This window comes from Paenibacillus camerounensis, assembly GCF_000723885.1.
Taxonomy (GTDB): Bacteria; Bacillota; Bacilli; order Paenibacillales; family Paenibacillaceae; genus Paenibacillus_AQ; species Paenibacillus_AQ camerounensis.
On sequence record NZ_CCDG010000070.1, the window covers coordinates 21,695 to 42,316 of the forward strand.

The 20,622-nt window shown below is 49.8% G+C and carries 12 protein-coding genes and 1 other RNA gene; all 13 read right to left on the reverse strand.

The annotated features are described in order from the left end of the window. Positions 1 to 205 precede the first annotated feature (205 nt). Positions 206 to 2,260 (reverse strand): pectate lyase family protein, encoded by a 2,055-nt coding sequence (locus BN3772_RS24070; RefSeq protein ID WP_425280459.1) that lies wholly within the window; start codon positions 2,258 to 2,260, stop codon positions 206 to 208. Positions 2,261 to 2,613: 353 nt separating this feature from the next. Then, the gene (locus tag BN3772_RS24075; RefSeq protein WP_042202859.1) at positions 2,614 to 3,867 is read right to left on the reverse strand and encodes a mechanosensitive ion channel family protein; all 1,254 of its coding nucleotides are present in this window, start codon (positions 3,865 to 3,867) and stop codon (positions 2,614 to 2,616) included. Positions 3,868 to 4,028: 161 nt separating this feature from the next. Further along, complete coding sequence (locus BN3772_RS24080) at positions 4,029 to 9,275, reverse strand: rhamnogalacturonan lyase family protein (protein ID WP_052380671.1); 5,247 nt, start codon at positions 9,273 to 9,275, stop codon at positions 4,029 to 4,031. A 532-nt stretch (positions 9,276 to 9,807) separates the two neighbouring features. Continuing rightward, the gene (locus BN3772_RS24085; RefSeq protein WP_042202861.1) at positions 9,808 to 10,725 is read right to left on the reverse strand and encodes a VOC family protein; all 918 of its coding nucleotides are present in this window, start codon (positions 10,723 to 10,725) and stop codon (positions 9,808 to 9,810) included. Next, positions 10,722 to 11,174, reverse strand: a complete 453-nt coding sequence (locus tag BN3772_RS24090) for a VOC family protein (RefSeq protein WP_042202862.1) — start codon at positions 11,172 to 11,174, stop codon at positions 10,722 to 10,724. The genes BN3772_RS24085 and BN3772_RS24090 overlap by 4 nt, the downstream gene beginning before the upstream one ends. Before the next feature lie 181 nt (positions 11,175 to 11,355). Continuing rightward, positions 11,356 to 11,601, reverse strand: coding sequence for a class I SAM-dependent methyltransferase (locus tag BN3772_RS24095; protein WP_042202863.1), 246 nt, complete (start codon positions 11,599 to 11,601; stop codon positions 11,356 to 11,358). Between the two features lie 319 nt (positions 11,602 to 11,920). Continuing rightward, a complete protein-coding gene (locus tag BN3772_RS24100; protein WP_244444826.1) occupies positions 11,921 to 12,196 on the reverse strand; it encodes a hypothetical protein in 276 nt (91 codons plus the stop codon). Positions 12,197 to 12,613: 417 nt separating this feature from the next. Beyond that, positions 12,614 to 12,978: a transfer-messenger RNA gene (gene ssrA / locus BN3772_RS24110) on the reverse strand. Between the two features lie 198 nt (positions 12,979 to 13,176). Further along, the gene (gene smpB / locus BN3772_RS24115) at positions 13,177 to 13,656 is read right to left on the reverse strand and encodes an SsrA-binding protein SmpB (RefSeq protein WP_042172047.1); all 480 of its coding nucleotides are present in this window, start codon (positions 13,654 to 13,656) and stop codon (positions 13,177 to 13,179) included. Between the two features lie 404 nt (positions 13,657 to 14,060). Further along, positions 14,061 to 16,931, reverse strand: coding sequence for a ribonuclease R (gene rnr, locus BN3772_RS24120; protein ID WP_042202866.1), 2,871 nt, complete (start codon positions 16,929 to 16,931; stop codon positions 14,061 to 14,063). Positions 16,932 to 17,178: 247 nt separating this feature from the next. Then, positions 17,179 to 17,412 carry a preprotein translocase subunit SecG gene (gene secG / locus BN3772_RS24125; protein WP_042172045.1) on the reverse strand — a complete coding sequence of 78 codons (234 nt, stop codon included), beginning with the start codon at positions 17,410 to 17,412 and terminating at the stop codon, positions 17,179 to 17,181. 315 nt (positions 17,413 to 17,727) lie between these two features. After that, positions 17,728 to 19,014 (reverse strand): phosphopyruvate hydratase, encoded by a 1,287-nt coding sequence (eno, locus tag BN3772_RS24130; RefSeq protein ID WP_039869073.1) that lies wholly within the window; start codon positions 19,012 to 19,014, stop codon positions 17,728 to 17,730. 63 nt (positions 19,015 to 19,077) lie between these two features. After that, positions 19,078 to 20,622, reverse strand: coding sequence for a 2,3-bisphosphoglycerate-independent phosphoglycerate mutase (gene gpmI, locus BN3772_RS24135; protein ID WP_042202867.1), 1,545 nt, complete (start codon positions 20,620 to 20,622; stop codon positions 19,078 to 19,080).

Sequence of the window (20,622 nt, forward strand, 5' to 3'; positions counted from 1 at the left end):
CTATTAAACTTTAGGAGATTAGGCCCAATTATGATCAAATATGAACAAACAACAAGTACATAGACAAATATTAAAAAGGCAGGGGAGAGGAAGCACGGCACCCTGCCTTTTAGTCTATTTTTATAGCATCGCAATATAGATTCCGCAATAGAAATCGCAGCCGCACCATCAGAAAAAAGCGGCCCCGAAAGGCCGCTCTCCCACCCTACTCCAGCTTCATATAATACAAATTCGCCGTACTATCCTTGGTAATCGTATGTGCCCCCGCCGCAAGCGGAATCGTTGCAATCCGGTTGGTGATCGGATAGCTTGTTCCGTCTACTTTAATCTGCGTTCCTTCGTCGTTGAACACCAGGGTTAGAGTCGAAGCTTTAGCTGCTGTGAACTGGATGCTGGTTGAGCTCTCGATTTTCAGACATTGGGTCAGGGTCAGGCCATTGTAAACAACCGTCCCCTTGCTGGTAGAGAGATTACCCTGAATAGTATAGAAGCTGCTCGTTTTTCCGGATGCCGTAAAGTTATGGACAGACGCTCCCGCAGCCGGGGTGGCTGTCGGAACCGGACTTGAAGTCGGCGCTGGTGTCGCTGTTGGTGCAGGTGTTGCTGTCGGTGTCGGAGTGGTACCGGAATTGCCACCGACAGAGACAAGCTGAGTAGCATAACCCCGGATTGCCGACATCAGTGCGGCATTGAGCGCATACGAAGGATCATCCACTGCATTGTTAAAGGTCCAGCTAAAGTCACCGCCGCCCAGTCGCCCGGCTTTTGCTCTTACATTCTGCTCAACCGCACTTACGCTGTCAACCGCTGAGGCACTCACTCCCGTATTCACGGACGTATCAAAGTTGTTGTAGGCTGTTCCGCCTTTTAAAGCTTTGAACGAGCTTGGGACACTCTCACTTCTTGAGGATGCCAGATAAGCATCAAAGGAGGTTGCATTAGCCGCAGCAGTCCCTGTACCGGAGTTGGCATAGATCAGGCTGGCTGCACCCGTTACCTGATTGTTATACGCCTTGATCATTCCGCCGTTTTCGCCGGAGAAGGTACCTTCTCCAAGGGCATCCGTGCCCTGAAGGGAGATCATCATCGGATATTTGGCATTGCGGAAGACGTTGGATTCAACAAAGGCGGAGCCTCCGGTGGTAACACCTACTCCATATTTGGAGATTCCGTCAAAATAGTTGTTATAAATATGAACAGACGCTACGCGGATCCGCGGATGGCGGGAATCCGAGTGATCGAACCAGTTATGATGGAAGGTAGCATAGAATTCCGACGGTTCAGTCAGACCGACCAGTGAAGATTTTCCCGAATCCCAATAATGATTGTAGGAAATGGTGATATAGGAAGAACCGTTCTTGAGGTCGGTCGAGCCGTCACCTTTAGCCTGATCCGCATCCCCGCCTGCCGCTCCGTAGAAAATATCATTATTATGCACCCACACATTTGCATTTCCGGTATCCATCGATACGCCGTCGTCAGGGAACAGCATCAGCCCCAGGTTTCTTACTTCTACATTGCCTACATAACGGAGGAGCAGCCCCCAGCCGTATGCATAAGCATCCTTGCCGATTCCTTCGATGGTTATATTCATTTCCGAATAATTATTTTTGCCTTTGACCTGCAGATAACCGCTGCTGTTCAGCTGTCCGCTCAGATCCGAAGCCGTTACCTTCCCGATAAGCCGGATGGCCAGCGGAGTTGTATCATAACCCTTTTGCCGCAAATTCAAAATCTCACCCAGACCAACGCCGGTCTGCACCGTACCAGAGCTGCTCGTTTTGACAGGAAGGGTTACTGTTTGAGCGGTCTGCGAGGTAATATAAAGAACCTCCGCGCCAGTTCTCAGCGTTCCGCTCGCGTTATAAGCGCCGGAGCCTGTACCAAAGGGAGAGCTTGGTGAAAAGGCAAACCCTGACCGGTCATGCGCCGTTACATTCAGCGTGCCTGTTACGCTGTCCGCGGTTCCACCTCCTGACAGTACGGCCACTACCTTCATTACATAGCTTCCGGCGGCCAGCCCGACTGCATCTGCTCTCCAATAAGAGGCGTATTTGCGGATTAGCTGATTGTCCAGCTGCTGATACTGCGAGTCCGATGCGCTTGCCTGCTTCACATATACGTTATAACCTGTTGCACCGCTTACCGGCGACCACTCTGCATAAGCCGTTTCATTCCAGCCTCCGCTTCCGGTAATCGATAACCCTGCCGCATGTACTGTAGGGTTTGTCCAGTTGCCTGCCACCAAAGATAATGCCATTGAAAATAAAAGCAAAATGCCTGTTACCCTTACTATCCTCTTCTTCAATTCATTCCCTCCCATAAATTAGGTCCTAAAACACCCTCAGCATATCTTCATGTAAGCGGTTACGAAACAATCATTTACTCATATCGCAAGCTGCAATGCGGAATTCTGGCTTAATGATTATTTGACAGAGGGATGATCGTTTTCTTCCCTGTTTGCGGACTACGGGCGGGCGGGACCACAGCCAAATAACCCGCAAAGCGGGCCTGTAACCGGATGCTGACCCGTGTGCTTTGCGGGACCCCAGAACGCATTCATTTTTTATTACCAAAAAAAGCAGCCCGTTAAGGCTGCTGTTGGCTCTTTCGTCAATAGCTCCGCGAGTATTCCGCTTTCTCATGCAAATGAACCATATCATGGCCGGTCGGATTCTGGAATACCCGCAGCCCGAAGGTTGGGATAACCGCAAATATATGATCAAAAATATCTGCCTGCACCGACTCATACACACCCCACGTGGTGTCATTGCTGAATGCGTAGATCTCCAGAGGCAGCCCGTTGTCTCCCGGTGCCAGCTGGCGGACAAGCAGTGTCATGTCCTTATGAATCTTCGGATGATTCCGGAGATATTCCTGAATATAGGCTCTAAATATACCGATATTCGTAAGCTGCCGTCCGTTCACCTTGCTCTCCGTATTGACCTGATGCTCGATATTATATTCATTAATCTCACTTATTTTCGCCGTTACATAATCATTTAAATAGTGGATCTTCTGAAATTCCTCAATCATTTCCCTGGTACAAAAGCACACGCTGCTCGTATCGATATATACACTGCGTTTGATCCGTCTGCCGCCCGATACCTGCATGCCCCTCCAGTTTCTGAAGGAGTCTGAAATAAGCGCGTAGCTGGGGATCATTGTGATCGTTTTATCGAAGTTCATGACCTTTACAGTGTTCAGGGTAATGTCGATGACCTCACCGTCCGCATTATACTTGGGCATCTCAATCCAGTCGCCGACCCGCACCATATCATTGGAGGACAGCTGAACACCCGCCACCAGGCCCAGTATGGAATCCTTGAAAATCAGCATCAGCACCGCAGATAAAGCCCCCAGCCCGCTTAGAATGATCAACGGATTCTGCCCGATCAGGTTGGAAATTACCACAATGGCGCCAATGATGAACAGAATGATTTTGGCAACCTGAATGTAGCCCTTAATCGGTCTAATCTTAGAGACATCAAAGGAACGGTAAATATCATCAACCGCATCTAGCAGCGCATTCAGTACGGTGATCGTTACGATAATCATATAGGTCATTGCCGCTTTTTCAATCAGGGACTGATATGACGGAAAAATAGAGGCCGAGTAGTAGATAATGAAGGCCGGCGCCAGATGGGACAGCTTGTGGAACACCTTTTTCTCCAAAATAATGTTATCCCACGTATACCGGTTGTTATGGATGATATGAATAATGACCCGCAGCACAATCTTTTTGACTACAAAATTAGCCAGTACACAGAGCAGTGCTATAAAAACGGCCATGATTATACCCGAAAGATAATCCAGCATCACCCCGCCTACACCAAACTCCAACAGCTGATTCTTAATAAACTTCATAGCTTCCTCCTGTCTTCACGCACTGGCCTATCATTATAAAGGAGTGCCCGGAGTTACGCAAAAATCGGTCCATTGTATGTATATATTCAGCGCAATGCAAAACGATAAGTAAAAGCCCCGCGGTATTCACCGCGAGGCTACGTGTAACAGTCATAGCTGTCTTACAGGTCCAGACCCAGATCAAGCACGATATTCAGCATCCGCATGATAATCGTTACCGACTGATCACGGGTAGCTGTATCGTTCGGTGCGAACTTCCCATTGCCCATACCGGATACGATACCTGCTCTGCTAAGCTGCTCAATACTGTCCGCAGCCCAATGATTGCTAAGATCGGAAAATTCGGCTGCATTGGCAGGAGCGCTCATGTCGAGCACACGGGCCAGGATTGCAGCCATTTCAGCACGGGTGATCTGCTGATTAGGATTGAAGCTACCGTTGCCTGCACCGTTTACAATACCTGCGCGGTGCAATGCGCTGATATAGGTATCCGCCCAGTGGCCACTGGTATCGGAGAAGGAACCTGTTCCTCCTGCCGTATCCATGCCTAACGTGCGGACGATCATCGCGGCGAATTCAGCCCGGGTTACATTATTTGAACCGTTAAATGCACCGTTAGCATTGCCTTCAACAATGCCAAGCTGTGAAGCAGCCTGAATTGCTTTTGCAGCCCAATGCGCCGGCGGCACGTCAGAGAAGCTAAGCGGCTGGTTTGCCTGCAGGGATTGCTGCAGCTTAGCCTTTATCTGCTCTGCGTTTGCGAGGGTACTCTTGAATAACGGTTTGTCCGGTGTAGGCGTCTGTACAGGAGAGCCTGTATCTGTTCCAGAGCCAGGACCTGCTGTAGGAACCGGGGTTGGCGTCGGGGCTGCCGGATTAGGTGCCGGATTATTATTCTGGAACACCGTTACCATAATTTTTAAGTTAGCAGGCTCACCTGCGCTGAAGACGAAGGTCAGAATATCGCCATTCGACAGTGTCGCCAGATAGCTGTTCTTAATTGTAACCTCCTGCTTGCCATCCGGGGTTACAGCAGCAAGGCTGTAGTCGGTGTCAGCAAGTGCCGTTTCGCCTTTTTTGATTCCGCTAAGCGTATTGCCGTTTAATGTTACCGTTACCGTGATATCGGCTCCGGCATTCGAGTAGTATGTGGTCTCTGTTACAGACAGCATAGAATTCTCTGCCGGTGTCTCGTCCACTTCTACAGTGTAGTAAATGTTAGACACCGGAAGCTGCATATTCTGAACCTCATCCCGGATGTCTTCACCCAGGTAAAAGCTCAGATGCGCCGGCTGGTTATACATGGCGTTCTGCGAATTTGCCGCCAGACGATACTGCGGATCATGCATCAGCGTATAAATCACATTGTCTGTCGGAATATCCGTCGTGTAGATTCTCAGTGCATTATTGTCATCAGTACGGACAAGAACCTCATCACGCCAGTCGCCGAAAATGTCAGCAATCAGGCTTGGGTTTGCTTTGGTTCCGTTGTTGGAATACGTTCCGGTTAAGGTCTGGAGCGTTGTAAGCTCACCTTGCTCCGTTGCCGCATCATAATTAAATTTCGTAATCGAAGGAGCGACTGTTGAGTTGTAGTTATCCGGACCGTCAAAGAACTCGCTCAGCAGATCTCCGTCCCAATACAGGATAAAGTTAATAGGTGCCTTGTTAGAAACACCGATCCCGCCTACATCACTTGTAATCAGTTCTCCGCTTACAATATTATACATAGGCGTTCCTACAGCCCAAACCTCAAAGCCTGGTAGAGGAGTTACATTGGCTGCGACGCCGCGTCCAACATCGCCCAGGTTAGCTGAATATGTCCACACAGCCTCCCCTGTGGACCCGCGAACCAGGGTTACGTTGTTCGGCGGACTGGCTTCATGCGGCTGGAAAACATAGATTTCGTTGCTGTCAGGCACCATTGCGGCTACATGCAGCGCGTCACCGTGTCCTCCGGCCACTGTCCCTCTAGTACCGTTGGTGCTCCACAAGATCGTTCCGTCCTGGTCGATCGTGATGCCGCCAAGCACTACCTCGTTATAACCGTCATAATCGACATCGGCAACCTGTACATTGTGATTGCCCTGATTGTTGCCGGCATTCCAGTCAGCCAGCGTAAACGTCCATATCTCCACAATTGTACCGTCAATAAACTGATAGGCAGCTACGTACTGCGGGCCGTAGTGGGCACGCACCTCTATAACCGTAGGATAAGGCTCCGCGCCGTATTCACCATTTTTCGGCATATAGGCAACAGCTCCGTTAAAGCGGTCGCTGCGGTTATTATTGTTATCGCCCCAGTTTGCGCTAATACTGTACGGTGCAAAATAATCAACGGTATCAGCCGGCTTCCCGGTTTCTCCATTAAATACCGTAAAGGTTTCCGGGCCGGACGCCACTCTGCCCAGCGCCGTGTTATTGATCTGGTTATCTTTTGCCGGATTCTGAAGGCCGCCTACCCATACTGCTTCCGGGTCGCCCAACACCCAGGCAGGAGTGTCCGTCAGATCATCAATAGTGCCATCTGCTTTAGGCAGATATCCTCTTGTTCCGTCGGCTGTCTTAACGGAAAACTCCGCTTTTCCGTCCTGATCCAGATCGTAGAAATTAAAGGCACTGTGGTGCGCGCTGGATACGATATTAATACCCAGGTTAATTCTCCACAGCAATTTCCCTTCCAGCGTGTAGGCATCAAAGATCGTCTCGCCGGTGTGCCTGTTGGTGAGACCCGGATCTTGTGCCTGGGACGGATACCATTTTACAAGAATCTCATACTGTCCATCACCGTTAATATCAGCTACAGAGGTATCGTTAGCTGTATAGGTAATAGGCTCGGCATTCGATGTTGCACCATAGGCAAGTGCCGGATTGTCACGGTCTGCCGGTCTCTGCAGCGGAATATCAATATAGTTGTTGGCCCATGCCGTAGCAGGCTTACTCACCGCACCAGTGCTTATAGTCTGTACTTCGTATATATCTCCGGTTGTGCCGCCTGCATCCACATAATCCAGTACAGCAACCGGTGATGTATTGATTTTATCGCCGTTTCTGAATACGTTGAAGGTTAAGCCCTTGTTATACTCAGAGAAAAGCAAACGCCAGGTTACAAGCACACCGTTGCCGCTGTTCACTGGAACTGCTACTACCCCTCTATCCAGCCATTCCATTGAGATTGGCCCGGAGGTAAGCTTCTCTTTATGACGGTTCTCAATGTACAGCTTCGCCTTTAACCCCATCCGGTTAACTGCGATATCCGGAACACTCGTAAGCGTTCCTGCATAGGAGAATATGCCCTGCTTATCTGCTTTATACACCAGCTCTGCTGCCGGGGCAGACCACGGAGCTTCTGTTAATGCCCAGGTTACGCCTACTTCCGCAGTAGTCTCGTCCGCCAGCTTAACCTTAACGGTAGCCGGCAGATTAAGCCCTGCCTCGTCAGCTACATCCCCGATGTACACGGTCTTGAACCAGCTCTGCAAGGTATTGCTGTCTGCTGTTTCAGGACGCTCCGCCAAGAACTCGTAGGGCAGCACTTCGACAATCGTGTCAGCTGAAAGCTGCTTAGTAAAGAAATACAAATTATCTACGCCATTATCAACAACGCCAACGTTGTTTCCGCCTGCGCGCTCACCTGTAAGGACAAATGAGCTGATCTGGCTGCCCTCAAAGGGAATCGTCAGCACCGACGGCACTGCTTCAGCAGCATCTCTTGGAACAAGGGAAACTGTGGCGAGCATTGTATCAAAATCAAACTCTACACCTACCTTATACCACACATTCACTTCGTTATAAGTAAAGGCGTGGTAACGGTCACTGCTCCAGAAGTTAGCCGGGTTAGGTCCGGTCGGCCCCGGCAGGGTCCCTGCAAACGCCCCTATTGTTCTTGCCCCGTCATAGGTACCTGTTCTTAGACTAAGCAGAACATTGGCCCCGTCCTGGAAGCTCAGGTTAAACGTATTCTGCAGTGTAGTAACCGCTGGAACCTTCCAGTCTAAATGAACATAGACCTTACTGCCGGAGACAGCCTTGGGCAAGTCCCCCTTGCCGCCGCGGTTGCCTGAGCCGGACGCATCAAATCTGAAATAGTTATTAACCTGAGGCGTTTCCTCTCTGGCAATCGTGTGATAGTTGCCCCCGGCAAATATCCATAGCGGAGTTGTTCCGCCTGCAGCAAAATTGCTTCCGAACTCCTGCGTATATCCTTCTGCTAACAGAGCAGAAAAGTCCGGAGCCGGCTCTGAAACGGAAGGAACGTATTGTACTGTGACCGGCACGCTGTTCTTAACAGACCCATCCATTGTGGACACAGCTGTAAGAGTAGCCTCGCCTGCACCGATTGCGGTTACCGTTACACTCATATCCGGATTTACCGCTATCGCAGCAACCTTATCGTCGCTGATCGACCATGTAAACGTCCGGTCGGTCGCATTAACAGGCATTACAACCGCATTGTATGTGGCTGAATGCTTATCTGCCAGCGAACCCTCTCCATATTCCAGATTAGCAGCGGAAGAAGGAGATATCGTTAATTCGCCCGGGTTAATGACCGGTTTCACTCCCCCGGATGCTGCCGCCTTGAAGAGAATATTATCAACGCGCATGCCATAAGTGTCTTCATTCCAGTCAACGCCCGTTACTGCGTTAAATCTTGCCCAGTTCTGTCCGCTTGCCCGGCTTGCCCCGATGCTCATACTGGTCAGCTTGTCGGAACCAATAGCGATCGGCTGCGGCGAAGTGTATACTCTGGAACCGCCGTCGGTAATGCTGACTGACGCCACTTGGGCCAAAAGATCAAGACTCAGGGTTGCCGACAGTTTGGTCAGTCGCGGCACGCCTGTTAGCGCAGTAATGGACGCGCCTGTTGCCGGAGCATTGGCCGCGTTCATGTTACCGGCGTAATAGGATATGGCCGCCGGTGAGTCTGCATTCGTTCCGCCGCCGGCAGTCCGCAGCGTTATAACCTGATCTGTCCCGTTATTTAGGCGGACATCAAGCGAGTTGGCGCCGGGACGGGTAATATCAGCCCACCAGTCAAAGGATACTTCGACCTGATCCTTGCCGGTAAGATCATATTCACCGCTATTTAAGGGAAGCGTCCACCAGTAGCTTGCTTGTTTGGCCTCGTTTGAATCCGTATCGGATGGAGGCTGTACGCGAAGCGCCTTATTTGATTCATAGACAGCTACTGTAACAGACCCGGAGCCAGTGGCTGCCGGAGCACCGGTTACTGTCCCTGCCAGCTCGCCATCTTCAAAATCCAAAACACCGCCCACTTGTGTCAACGCTACTGCTGCAGTTAAGGGGCCGCCGCCTTCGGGTGCACCTAATACCATTGAGGGTATCAGCGTAATTGCCATTGAAGCTGTGAGAACTGCAGACATATACTTTTTAAGCCTTCTTTTCAATACCTTCACTCCTCTTTGTGTAATCATGAAGCTGCCAATTCCTGCTGAAAAAGTTCGCTCTCCGGACCCACTAAATTAAGCGCTTTCAAAACAAGTCTTAAAATAAAGCGCTTTCTATATTCTACTCACCTCACTTCTCTATGAATTTATTAGACCGGCTCCAGATCTTCTTGCATGGACTGCCAAAGATATGTCAGATTGTAAGCCATCGCTGAATGCGCTGTAAATCATGGCTACTGATTTCTATTATCATTTTTGATCATCTGTCAAAAGTGCAGGTTAAGCGCATATTCTGATCAATTTTAACGAATTTTTAAGATATTCACCCTGTAGCTGCCCGTGATCAACGGATTAGTAACAACCTGCATTTATGCATAATATCCCGGGTTGGACTTTTTAGAACGTTTACTACTATTTTGAATTCTCTATTAAAACAGCCCCGGCACATCAAAAAAAGCGGTAAGAGTTCTGCCTCCCACCGCTTTCTTACACACTATAGTATTCCTTCCGGCAGAGGCCGGGAACTATGCTCTTACTCGCCCCTATAAGCCTTATGCAATACTGCAAGGTCGAATTTCTTCATCTGCATAAAAGCCTTCGTCACACGCGCGATTTGCTCCGGTGTTCCTTTTCCCAGCAGCTCGTCCATCTCAGAAGGTACAATCTGCCACGAAATACCGAACTTATCTTTGAGCCAGCCGCACTGCTCAGCCTCGGGAACGGCCGACAGCTTCTCCCAGTAATGATCAATCTCCTCCTGCGAATCACATTTCACCATAAAGGAGATTGCCTCGTTGAAGCCGAATTTATGCTCATGCGCACTGTCCATTGCGGTAAACCACTGGTTGCCCAGCCTAAAGTCAGCGAACATAAGGGTCCCTTCCTGGTCAGGCTCCGAGCCTTTAGGATAGCGGGCAATCGTTCCCTGCTGTGAGTTGCCAAATACGGATAAATAGAGAGACATCGCCTCTTCCGCCTTACCGCATTGATCACCGACAAACAAAAAGGACGGAATGATAGCCGGCCGCTCCTCGCCCTCCGGATTCGTAAGCATCAGCTGCCAGGACACACCGAATTTATCCTGAATCCAGCCATACTGCTCACTGAACGGATATTTATCAAGCGCCATTAGTACCTGTCCGCCCTCAGATAGCTTGCTCCAGACCTCATCTATTTGCTCAGCTGCGTCCTTATCGCGTGACGGATCAAAGTTAACGAAGAAGGACACGGACGGATTTAACTTAAAATAAGGCCCTGCACTGATCGCCATAAACTTCTGTCCCCATATTTCAAAAGAAACCTGATCACAGTCGCCGGACGGTGTGTCACGCAGTGTATGAACACTCGTAACCTTGGATTCGGGGAACACAGCGGCATAGAAATTAGCGGCTTCTACCGCTTCTTTGTCGTACCATATATGCGGTACAATAGACTGATTAGAGTTGGTCACTCTTCTTCCTCCCCGGCTGCTTGCCCGTTCGGAGCAACATTCACCTGAAAAGTAACGCCGAACTTGTCCTTAACAATCCCATACAGCGGACTCCAATCCGTCTTCTGCAGAGGCATGACCACCTGACCGCCGTCTGCGAGCGCAGCAAAAATCTCCTGCCCTTCTGCCTCCTCTGAAGGATGAACCGCAATCTGAACCGTATCCCCGTCCGCCTGATGTTCAGTGCCCGGAAAAGTATCAGAAAACATAAGATCTGCATTACCCACCTTCAATTGTGCGTGCATAATGAGGGATTTCATCTCCTCCGTCAGCGGATGATCCGGATTCTCCGGCAGATCCCCAAACGTCATGATCCCGACCACGCTCCCGCGCAGCGCTTTTTCATAAAAATGCAGCGCTTCTCTTGTGTTTCCATTAAAAACAAAATACGGATTCAAACCGATTGACATCATTTTCATCCCCTTTGGAACAAGTTGGTCAGTCAGCTCTATTATACACAAAATTTTAAGGAAATAAACGAAAATCTACGAACATATGAACGCTTTTTATATTGTAATAGTAGATTTAGGAAATGGGGTGCTGTTGGGGGAAACACCCTTGCAGGTAGCGAGAGTTTTTGGAGTCTAAACGTTAGTTTTCGTACTCAACAAAAGTAAAATCGCGGTCAATGCCTATGAGAGAAACATCATGATTCAGCCACTTCAATATTTTCCGGGTCAATGTTCCAGGACCACATCCAAGATCGACTATACTCATTCCAGGCTGTAATCCCAATACTCTGATAAAACAATCCTTTCGGTCATCGCTGAATCTAAGCTCTTTTGCGTAATCTAAAGTCTTAGGACCTTGAATAAGGGTTGACCAATGGTTATCCATAAATTCGCCTCAATCACAACCGTTCCCATCAAGAGTATATTATTAAAACCCTTTTACTAAAATGTTCAATTTCACTGTTAGAAAATATAATACATTTATAGATATTTTTTTATTATTTATTTTGAAAATAAAAAAAGACACCCATTCGAGGCGTCCTTCAGTCTACTCCATATGGAGCCAAGGAGAGTCGAACCTCTGTCCGAAGATAACGGCACATAAGCTTCTACGAGTGTAGTCAGAGCTTTGATGTCACAAAATTCATGAATCCCGCCCGAAAATTGTTTTACGGTGTAGTTGTAATTCTAAACTCAAAACTGTGCTATAGCGAAAAATCGGTAACACCCTTTTTATAGGAAAATTTAAGACTATATGATTCTTCTTTTCCATAGGGCATTGTAGCAATTTTTATACGGGTATAATCAAGCCTGCTATCTCTTAAAACTCTCTTTACCAAGGCTATACTACGTTCTTCTTCCGTAATGATACAAAATATATTAAGAGCATATTTTTTCGGGTCGGAAATGCATTTGCCCATATCAAAGCCATCAACACAACCTAAGTTAGCATCTATTAGAAATATATCCAGGTATTCCATTACTTTATCTCTTAACCAGTTATCACGTTGGCTTCCTTTTTCACTTTTCAGAGGATACTGTACTACTAACCAAAATTTTTCACTTATTCATAATCACCAGCCAATGAAGAGATTATTGTAAAAAAAGCGTTATCAGTAAAAACTCTCATATAAATAATTATAACAAAGAAACTTTGCAAAAGGGTACCGTTAACAATAGTATGGGGAACCATCCTCATGCGGACGGTATTCGTGGTGGTAGAGAAATCCTTTGAAGTTTATAAAATGCATACCAAACATTCCGAAGACCTCATAGTAGACATGATAAACCACAAATACACGTTTGAGGAATTGGATGAAATCATTAATAAGCATTGCCTAACTTTAATTGTGAGGATACAAAAAAGCGCCCCTAAAGGTCGCTTTTTCTAAAACTCCATATGGAGCCGAGGGGAGTCGAACCCCTGTCCGAAGATAACGGCACATAAGTTTCTACGAGTGTAGTCACGGATTTGATGTCACCCGAGTATCGCCCCGTAACCGGCTATACGTTGGGTCAGCCTGATTATCTTCTTCTGCTGACCCCAGGCGGAGACCAGACAGCGTATCCCACTACTTGTTAGCCCCTATCCCTGTCACATGGGCGATGCAGGGTAGAAGCACGCACACAGGTTATTAAGCTGCGAAAGCGTAGTTGTTGTTTTGTTTGCCGTTTAATAGGCTTTAGCGTTGATGAAGCGGACGCGTCCCCACTACTCGCTGCTCATGCTCGAACTACCCCCGTCGAATCCAAGAACGGCCCCTCATTAAAAAGGGCGCTTCGGATCAAGCGGATCTTCTAAGCAAGAGAGATCCAATCTGCAGCCTCTAACCCGAGGTCTGCCACGAAGCAATAATCTTACTTAAACAGTATAGCACATTTATCAACACTTTAACACGAGGGTTAAAGGAATTGAAGGAGCAATCTGGAATTCGGGCTTCCGGTAACACCCGTCACCAGGTTATCTGGCGATTTTCTGCTTCTCACGCAGCGCGCGCTGGATATCGCGTTGAGCGTCCTTTTTGGCGGCAGAGTCGCGTTTGTCGTATTGCTTCTTACCTTTACCGAGGCCGATCAGCAGCTTGGCATAGCCGTTACGCACATAGACCTTCAGCGGCACTATCGAGTAGCCGTCCTGCTTGGACAAGCCGAGCAGCTTGTGGATCTGCACCTTATGCATCAGCAGCTTGCGCGTACGCGTCGGATCATCAGGATTAGAACGGTTACCCTGCTCAAAAGGGCTGATATGCATGTTGTGGATATGAATCTCGCCGTTACGGATGGTAGCGAACGCATCACCAATGTTCGCACGACCATTACGCAGCGACTTGATCTCCGTACCAGTCAGCACCATACCCGCTTCAAAAGTGTCCTCGATAAAATAATCATGGGAAGCTTTTTTATTCTGGGCGAGCACTTTCCCGTCTGCTTTTTTACCCATGAAAGTCACTCCTTGAATCGATTTCCCCGCCAAGAGGCGGAGTTAGTGTCAGATCTATATTGTATCAAAATGGATCCGGTGAACGCAAGGAAGGACGGCTTTCCGATTACACCTACTCTCGCAGTCCAACCTTTCTATTTTGACAACTGTATGTCAGTAAGTTTATCCAAAACAATTAATTCGTCTACTCAATAAGATCAGCAGATACCAGTGGCGTTATTTAGCGGTTTTTCCGGCAGTGTGGCTTACCTTATGTGGCTGAGGTAAGCATACCCTTCCGTATTTACAAACCAATCAGTTGTCATGTATCTGCGTGCTCGTCTCTTATACGCTAAAAGAGCGCTGGACGCGCAAAAGCGCCCCAAGCAGCCGTATGCGCTGCTTGGGGCGCCCTCAGTCTCAGTCTACTCCTGAGACTTCTTCTTCTTTTTCTTGCGGCGCACGGCGTTCTCCGCGTTGCCGCTACCCTGGCCGCCCGGCGTTGCCTCCGGGCTGATGAAGACGCCGCCGTTTTTCTTGCGGCGGCCCTTATCCTTGCCGCTGCCGTTGCTACGGCTCTCAAACCCGCGATCCTCCCGGCTGGTGAACCGGGTGCTCGCATCAACCCCGCGCAGCTCGCCGCTGCCCGCGCCGTAGCCGCCCTTGCCGGAGCCGAAGCCGAAGCTGATGCCGCGCCCTGCGGCATCTCCTCCGGCCGCTCCGCCGCGGCCTTTTCCCCCGCCGCTGCGCTCACGCGGCGTACTGCTGCCGCCCGCTTCGCCGTTCAGGGCGGCAAAAGCACGGCGTGCGGCCTCAGCCGGGCCGCCGCCCCCGCGCTTGCCGCGCGCAGGCGCACTATTCTGTGCGCCGCCAGGCTCCGCCGCATCGCTGCGCGGCGTCGTCTCCCAGGCGCCGGTGCCCGCAGCGCCGCCCTTGAACCTGCCCTTGCCCGCAGCTCCACCTGCCTTACCCGCAGCGCCTACGGACTTGCCTTTACCGGCAGCTCCTTTGCCAACACCTGCAGCACCGCCCGGTTTGCCTCTGCCCGCGCCAGCAGCGCCGGGCTTGCCTTTACCCCCGCGGCCGCCTTTACCTCCGGCGGAGCCGCCGCCCTTGCCGGATCGGCCGCCGTAGCTGCGGTGCTCGCCCGCCGCGCGCGGCTTCATGTCGAGCAGCTCGAAGTCAATCGTATGATCGTCCATGTTCACCTTGGCGACACGGATCTTCACCTCGTCGCCGATTCGGAACACCTTGGAGGTACGCTCGCCGATGAGCGCCATATGGCCTTCGTCGAAGTGGTAATAATCGTCCGTCAGCGCACTGAGACGAATCAGACCCTCGACAGTATTATCAAGCTCGATGAACATTCCGAAGCTGGTCACACTGCTGATCATTGCCTCGAATTCCTCACCGACCTTATCCAGCATATATTCAGCCTTCTTCAGCTGTTCTGTGTCGCGTTCTGCCTCAACCGCCACACGTTCACGCTCGGAAGACTGCTGTGCAATATCGGGCATCCGGCTGGCCAGATATTCATGCCGTTTCTCAGTCAGCGCCCCGCCGTTCTCGATTACCTCACGCATTACCCGGTGAATGACAAGGTCAGGATAACGGCGGATCGGTGAAGTAAAGTGGGAATAATATTCTGCAGCCAGGCCGAAATGGCCTGTGCTTTCAGCATCGTATTTCGCCTGCTTCATCGAACGCAGCATCATCGTGCTGATCACCGTCTGTTCCTTCGTACCCTCAATCTGCTCCAGCAGGTCCTGCAGGGCACGCGGATGAATAGAGTTGCCCCGGCCTTTGACATGATAGCCAAAGTTGGCGGCAAACGCCATAAAGTTCTGCAGCTTCTCCTGATCCGGGTCCTCGTGAATCCGGTACAAGAACGGCACCTTAAGCCAGTGGAAATGCTCGGCAACCGTCTCATTGGCAGCCAGCATGAATTCCTCGATAATCTGCTCAGCCACGGAACGCTCTCGCTTAACAATATCGACCGCCTTACCGTTTTCATCCACAATAATCTTGCTCTCTTCAAAGTCAAAATCAACCGCTCCGCGCCGCATCCGCGCCCCGCGCAGCTTCATGGCCAGCTCTTTCATCAGGCGGAAATCCTCAATCAGCGGACTATAACGCTCCAGCAGCTCAGGGTCCTCATCCTCAACGATTTTGCGGACATCGGAATAGGTCATTCGTTCTTTGGTCCGGATTACGCTCGTAAAGACATCATGCTTCACGACCTTCATATGCTCGTTGAACTCCATCTCACAGGACATGGTGAGCCGGTCCACTTTAGGATTAAGACTGCAGATCCCGTTCGACAGCCGGTGCGGCAGCATTGGAATAACCCGGTCTACCAAGTAGACGCTGCATCCACGGTCATATGCTTCCTTGTCCAGCTCGGAGTTTTCACGCACATAGTAGCCAACGTCGGCAATATGAACGCCCAGCTTGTAGTTACCGTTCTCCAGGCGCTGCACATTAACCGCATCATCAAGGTCCTTGGCATCTGCGCCGTCAATGGTCACAATATTCAGCCCGCGCAAATCACGCCGCCCTTGCTGAATGATCTCTTCATCCGTAATGGAATCGGGAGCCTGCTCCGCTTCCCGCATCACCTCAGCCGGGAAGGCCTCCGGCAGCTGATGCTTGCGGATGACGGACAGAATATCAACTCCCGGATCATCCTTATGCCCGAGAATCTCAATAATCTCTCCCTCAGCCGATGCCCGGCCTTCCGGGTAGTTCACGATGCGCACTACAACCTTCTCACCGTCAACGGCTCCGCCAAATGACTGCTTCGGAATAAAAATATCGCGGTTAATCCGCTTATCATCCGGCAGCACGAATCCATAGGTATCCAGACTCTGGAAGACACCTACAGTCTGCAGTACACCGCGCTTAACGATCCGTACCACTTCACCTTCCATCCGTCCGCCTGACGGGCTCTTGGAGGTAATACGAATCAATACGATATCTCCGTTCATTGCACCTTTAAGGTCATTGGCGTGAATATAGACATCCGGATGATCACGGTCATCGGGAATCAGAAAAGCAAAGCCCTTGGCATGGGCCTGAAGACGTCCGCGCAATAGATCCATCCGTTCCGGCACACCATAGCGGCTGTTACGGGTCAGCACAATCCGGCCGTCCTGCTCCAGCTCAGACAGCAAATCCTCAAACGCCTTAAAGGCAGCGCTGTCCTCTATTGCAAAATGACTGACCAGTTCGTCGTACGTCAGTGGTTTATAAGCGGTTTCCCGCATGAAATCAAGTAGGATTTCCTGTGTTATCAATTAAGTCACCTCGGCCCTTTCGCAGCACTCATTATGCTGCCGGCAAATATGTATGTCTTGTCCTTTTCTGACTGTCAATCCTCAAGCAAATTTTACCTCTATATACTTCATACCCTAGTATACACGAAATCAATCCGGGTCATCCCTGTTATCATGATCTCAAGGTTAACGCAGGCTCAAAATCACAAAATAAAAAGCCCCCGCCCCATTCCTTACAGAACAGGGCAAAGGCTTAGTGTATGCAGATTTAGTCAACAAAAACGGCAACAACGATCGACATAATGAAGAATCCGGCTGCCAGTCCAACTGTTACACGCTGCAGTACGAGCTCCATACCGCGTGCTTTGGTTTTACCGAAGAGATGCTCAGCACCGCCGGAGATGGCACCGGAAAGACCTGCGCTTTTCCCTTTTTGCAGAAGAACGACCGCAATCAGACCGACGGAAAAAACCAGGAGCACAATTTTCAAAAAGATATCCATTCACTTCCACCTCCTACGTCCAAGCATCACTATCTATGGTAATTTTGATTTCACGAATTCATAAACAGCATTTTTATTTTATCATAGCGATAAAAGTATTACAACCATTCATCTGCTAAGGTTTACGCCCTGCATCTTTGCTCCGCCCGATAGTCCAGTAATCGCCGTATAATAGATCAGCCAATACCATACTAAATCACCTTCTATAAATGTATATTATTAGAATACATTCTAAGATAGGCCGATGCAATCTAACCGTACAATATAAAAAGCCTGCCGGAAACCGGCAGGCCCGCAAGCTTATATCAAAAGAAATTATCTTTTGAGGTTGTAGAAGGATTTCAGGCCGTTGTATTGAGCCAGTTCACCCAGTTCGTCTTCGATGCGAAGCAATTGGTTGTACTTAGCAACGCGGTCAGTACGGGAAGGAGCACCTGTTTTGATCTGGCCAGCGTTGGTAGCTACAGCGATGTCAGCGATAGTACTGTCTTCGGACTCACCGGAACGGTGGGAGATAACAGCAGTGTAGCCGGCGCGTTTAGCCATTTCGATTGCATCGAAAGTTTCAGTCAGTGTACCAATCTGGTTAACCTTAACCAGGATGGAGTTACCGATACCTTTTTCGATACCAGTTGCAAGACGCTCAGTGTTAGTAACGAACAGGTCGTCACCAACCAATTGAACTTTATCGCCCAATTTTTCAGTAAGCAATTTCCAGCCATCCCAGTCGTCTTCGGACATACCGTCTTCGATTGTGATGATTGGGTATTTCTCAACCCAAGAAGCCAGAAGATCAACATACTCAGCGGAAGTGTAGGATTTGCCTTCACCAGCCAGTGTGTATTTACCATCTTTGTAGAACTCAGTGGAAGCTACGTCCATACCCAGGAATACGTCAACGCCTGGTTTGTAGCCTGCTTTTTCGATCGCTTCGATGATTGTAGTGATTGCTTCTTCGTTCGAACCAAGGTTCGGTGCGAAGCCGCCTTCGTCACCTACAGCTGTGTTAAGGCCTTTGGAGCTCAGTACGGATTTCAGGTTGTGGAAGATTTCAGCGCCTACGCGAAGAGCTTCTTTGAAGCTAGGAGCTCCAACTGGAAGAACCATGAACTCTTGAACGTCGATGTTGTTGTCAGCGTGCTCACCACCGTTGATGATGTTCATCATTGGTACTGGCAGTGCTTTAGCGTTGAATCCGCCCAGGTATACGTACAAAGGAATGTCCAGAGCCGCTGCAGCTGCGCGGGCTACTGCCATGGAAACAGCCAGGATTGCGTTAGCGCCCAGCTTGCCTTTGTTGTGAGTTCCGTCCAGAGTGATCATCAGCTTGTCGATGCCCACTTGGTCAAGAGCGTCCATACCGATTACTTCTGGAGCGATAATTTCGTTAACGTTCTCAACAGCCTTCAGAACGCCTTTGCCCAGGTAACGGGATTTGTCGCCATCACGAAGCTCTACAGCTTCATGAGCGCCGGTGGAAGCGCCGGAAGGAACGATAGCGCGGCCTTTAGCGCCGGATTCCAGATAAACGTCAACCTCTACAGTCGGGTTACCGCGGGAGTCAAGGACTTCGCGTGCATATACATCAGAAATAATAGTCATGTAAGTTAATCTCCTTTTAACAATGGTTTTGGTTATTGCAAAGCATTCTTTAAGAACCCCTGCTTATTTACGGCTGGCAATCATGGATTGTCCGGTCATTTCCGCAGGCTGCGGAAGTCCCATCAGATCAAGGATTGTCGGAGCAACATCGGCAAGGATACCGGATTCGCGCAGAACAACATTCTCAGTGGTTACGATGAAAGGAACCGGATTGGTGGTATGAGCAGTGAATGGCCGGCCATTCTCGTCAAATACCATATCAGCATTACCATGGTCGGCAATGATGATTGCAACACCGCCCTTGGCAACAACAGCATCCACAACTTTACCCACACATTCATCCGTTACTTCAACGGCCTTGATTGTAGGCTCCAGTATGCCGGAGTGCCCTACCATATCAGGGTTCGCAAAGTTCAGGATAATCGCATCCTGTCTGTCCGCTTCGATCTCCGCTACGCAGGCCGCCGCCACTTCGTATGCGCTCATCTCAGGCTGCAGATCATAGGTTGCTACTTTTGGAGAGTTAATCAGGATACGTGTTTCCCCCGGAAGCTCTTCATCGCGTCCGCCGCTGAAGAAGAAGGTTACGTGCGGGTACTTTTCAGTTTCCGCAATACGCAGCTGCTTCTTGTTGTTCTGAACCAGCACTTCACCCAGGGTATTGTCCAGGTTCTTCGGCGAGTAGGCTACATAGCCCTGCACCGTTTCACTGAACGTAGTCAGGCACACGAAGTGCAGACCCTGCGGGAAGAGCGGTCCACGGTCGAAGCCGCGGAAATCGGAGTTGGTGAATACCTGTGACAGCTGAATTGCACGGTCAGGGCGGAAGTTCAGGAAGACGACGGAATCGCCGCTTTCCACTACCCCTACCGGCTTATCGTTGCTGTCCACGATTACACTTGGCTCAACAAATTCATCATACACAGAGTTCTGGTAGGATGCAGTGATTGCCTGCAGAGCATCGGAATATTTAGGGCCTTCGCCATATACCATTGCACGGTAAGCCTTCTCTACACGCTCCCAGCGTTTGTCACGGTCCATTGCGTAGTAACGCCCGGATACCGTAGCAATTGTACCTACGCCAACTTCTTCGATTTTCGCAACCAGATCCTGAACGAACTTTTGTCCGCTGTCAGGCGCTACGTCGCGGCCGTCCATGAATGCATGGATATACACTTCGTGCATATCTTCTTTCTTGGCCAGATCGAGCATGGCGAACAGGTGGTTAATGTGGCTGTGCACGCCGCCGTCGGAAACGAGCGCATACAGGTGAAGCTTTTTACCGGTGGACTTAGCGCTTCTTACAGCAGCTACCAGTGTTTCGTTATCAAAGAACTCTCCGTCACGGATCGACTTATCGATACGGGTCAGATCCTGGTATACGATCCGTCCTGCACCGATATTAAGATGACCCACTTCCGAGTTGCCCATTTGTCCTTCAGGCAGTCCTACAGCTTCGCCGCAGGCGGTAAGTGTAGTGTTCGGATATTGCTTCAGGTAACGGTCGTAGTTAGGCTTGTTGGCTTGGGCAACTGCGTTGCCTTCATCCGTATTACGCAAACCGAAACCGTCCATGATAATCAGAGCTACAGGTCTTGGAGATGACAT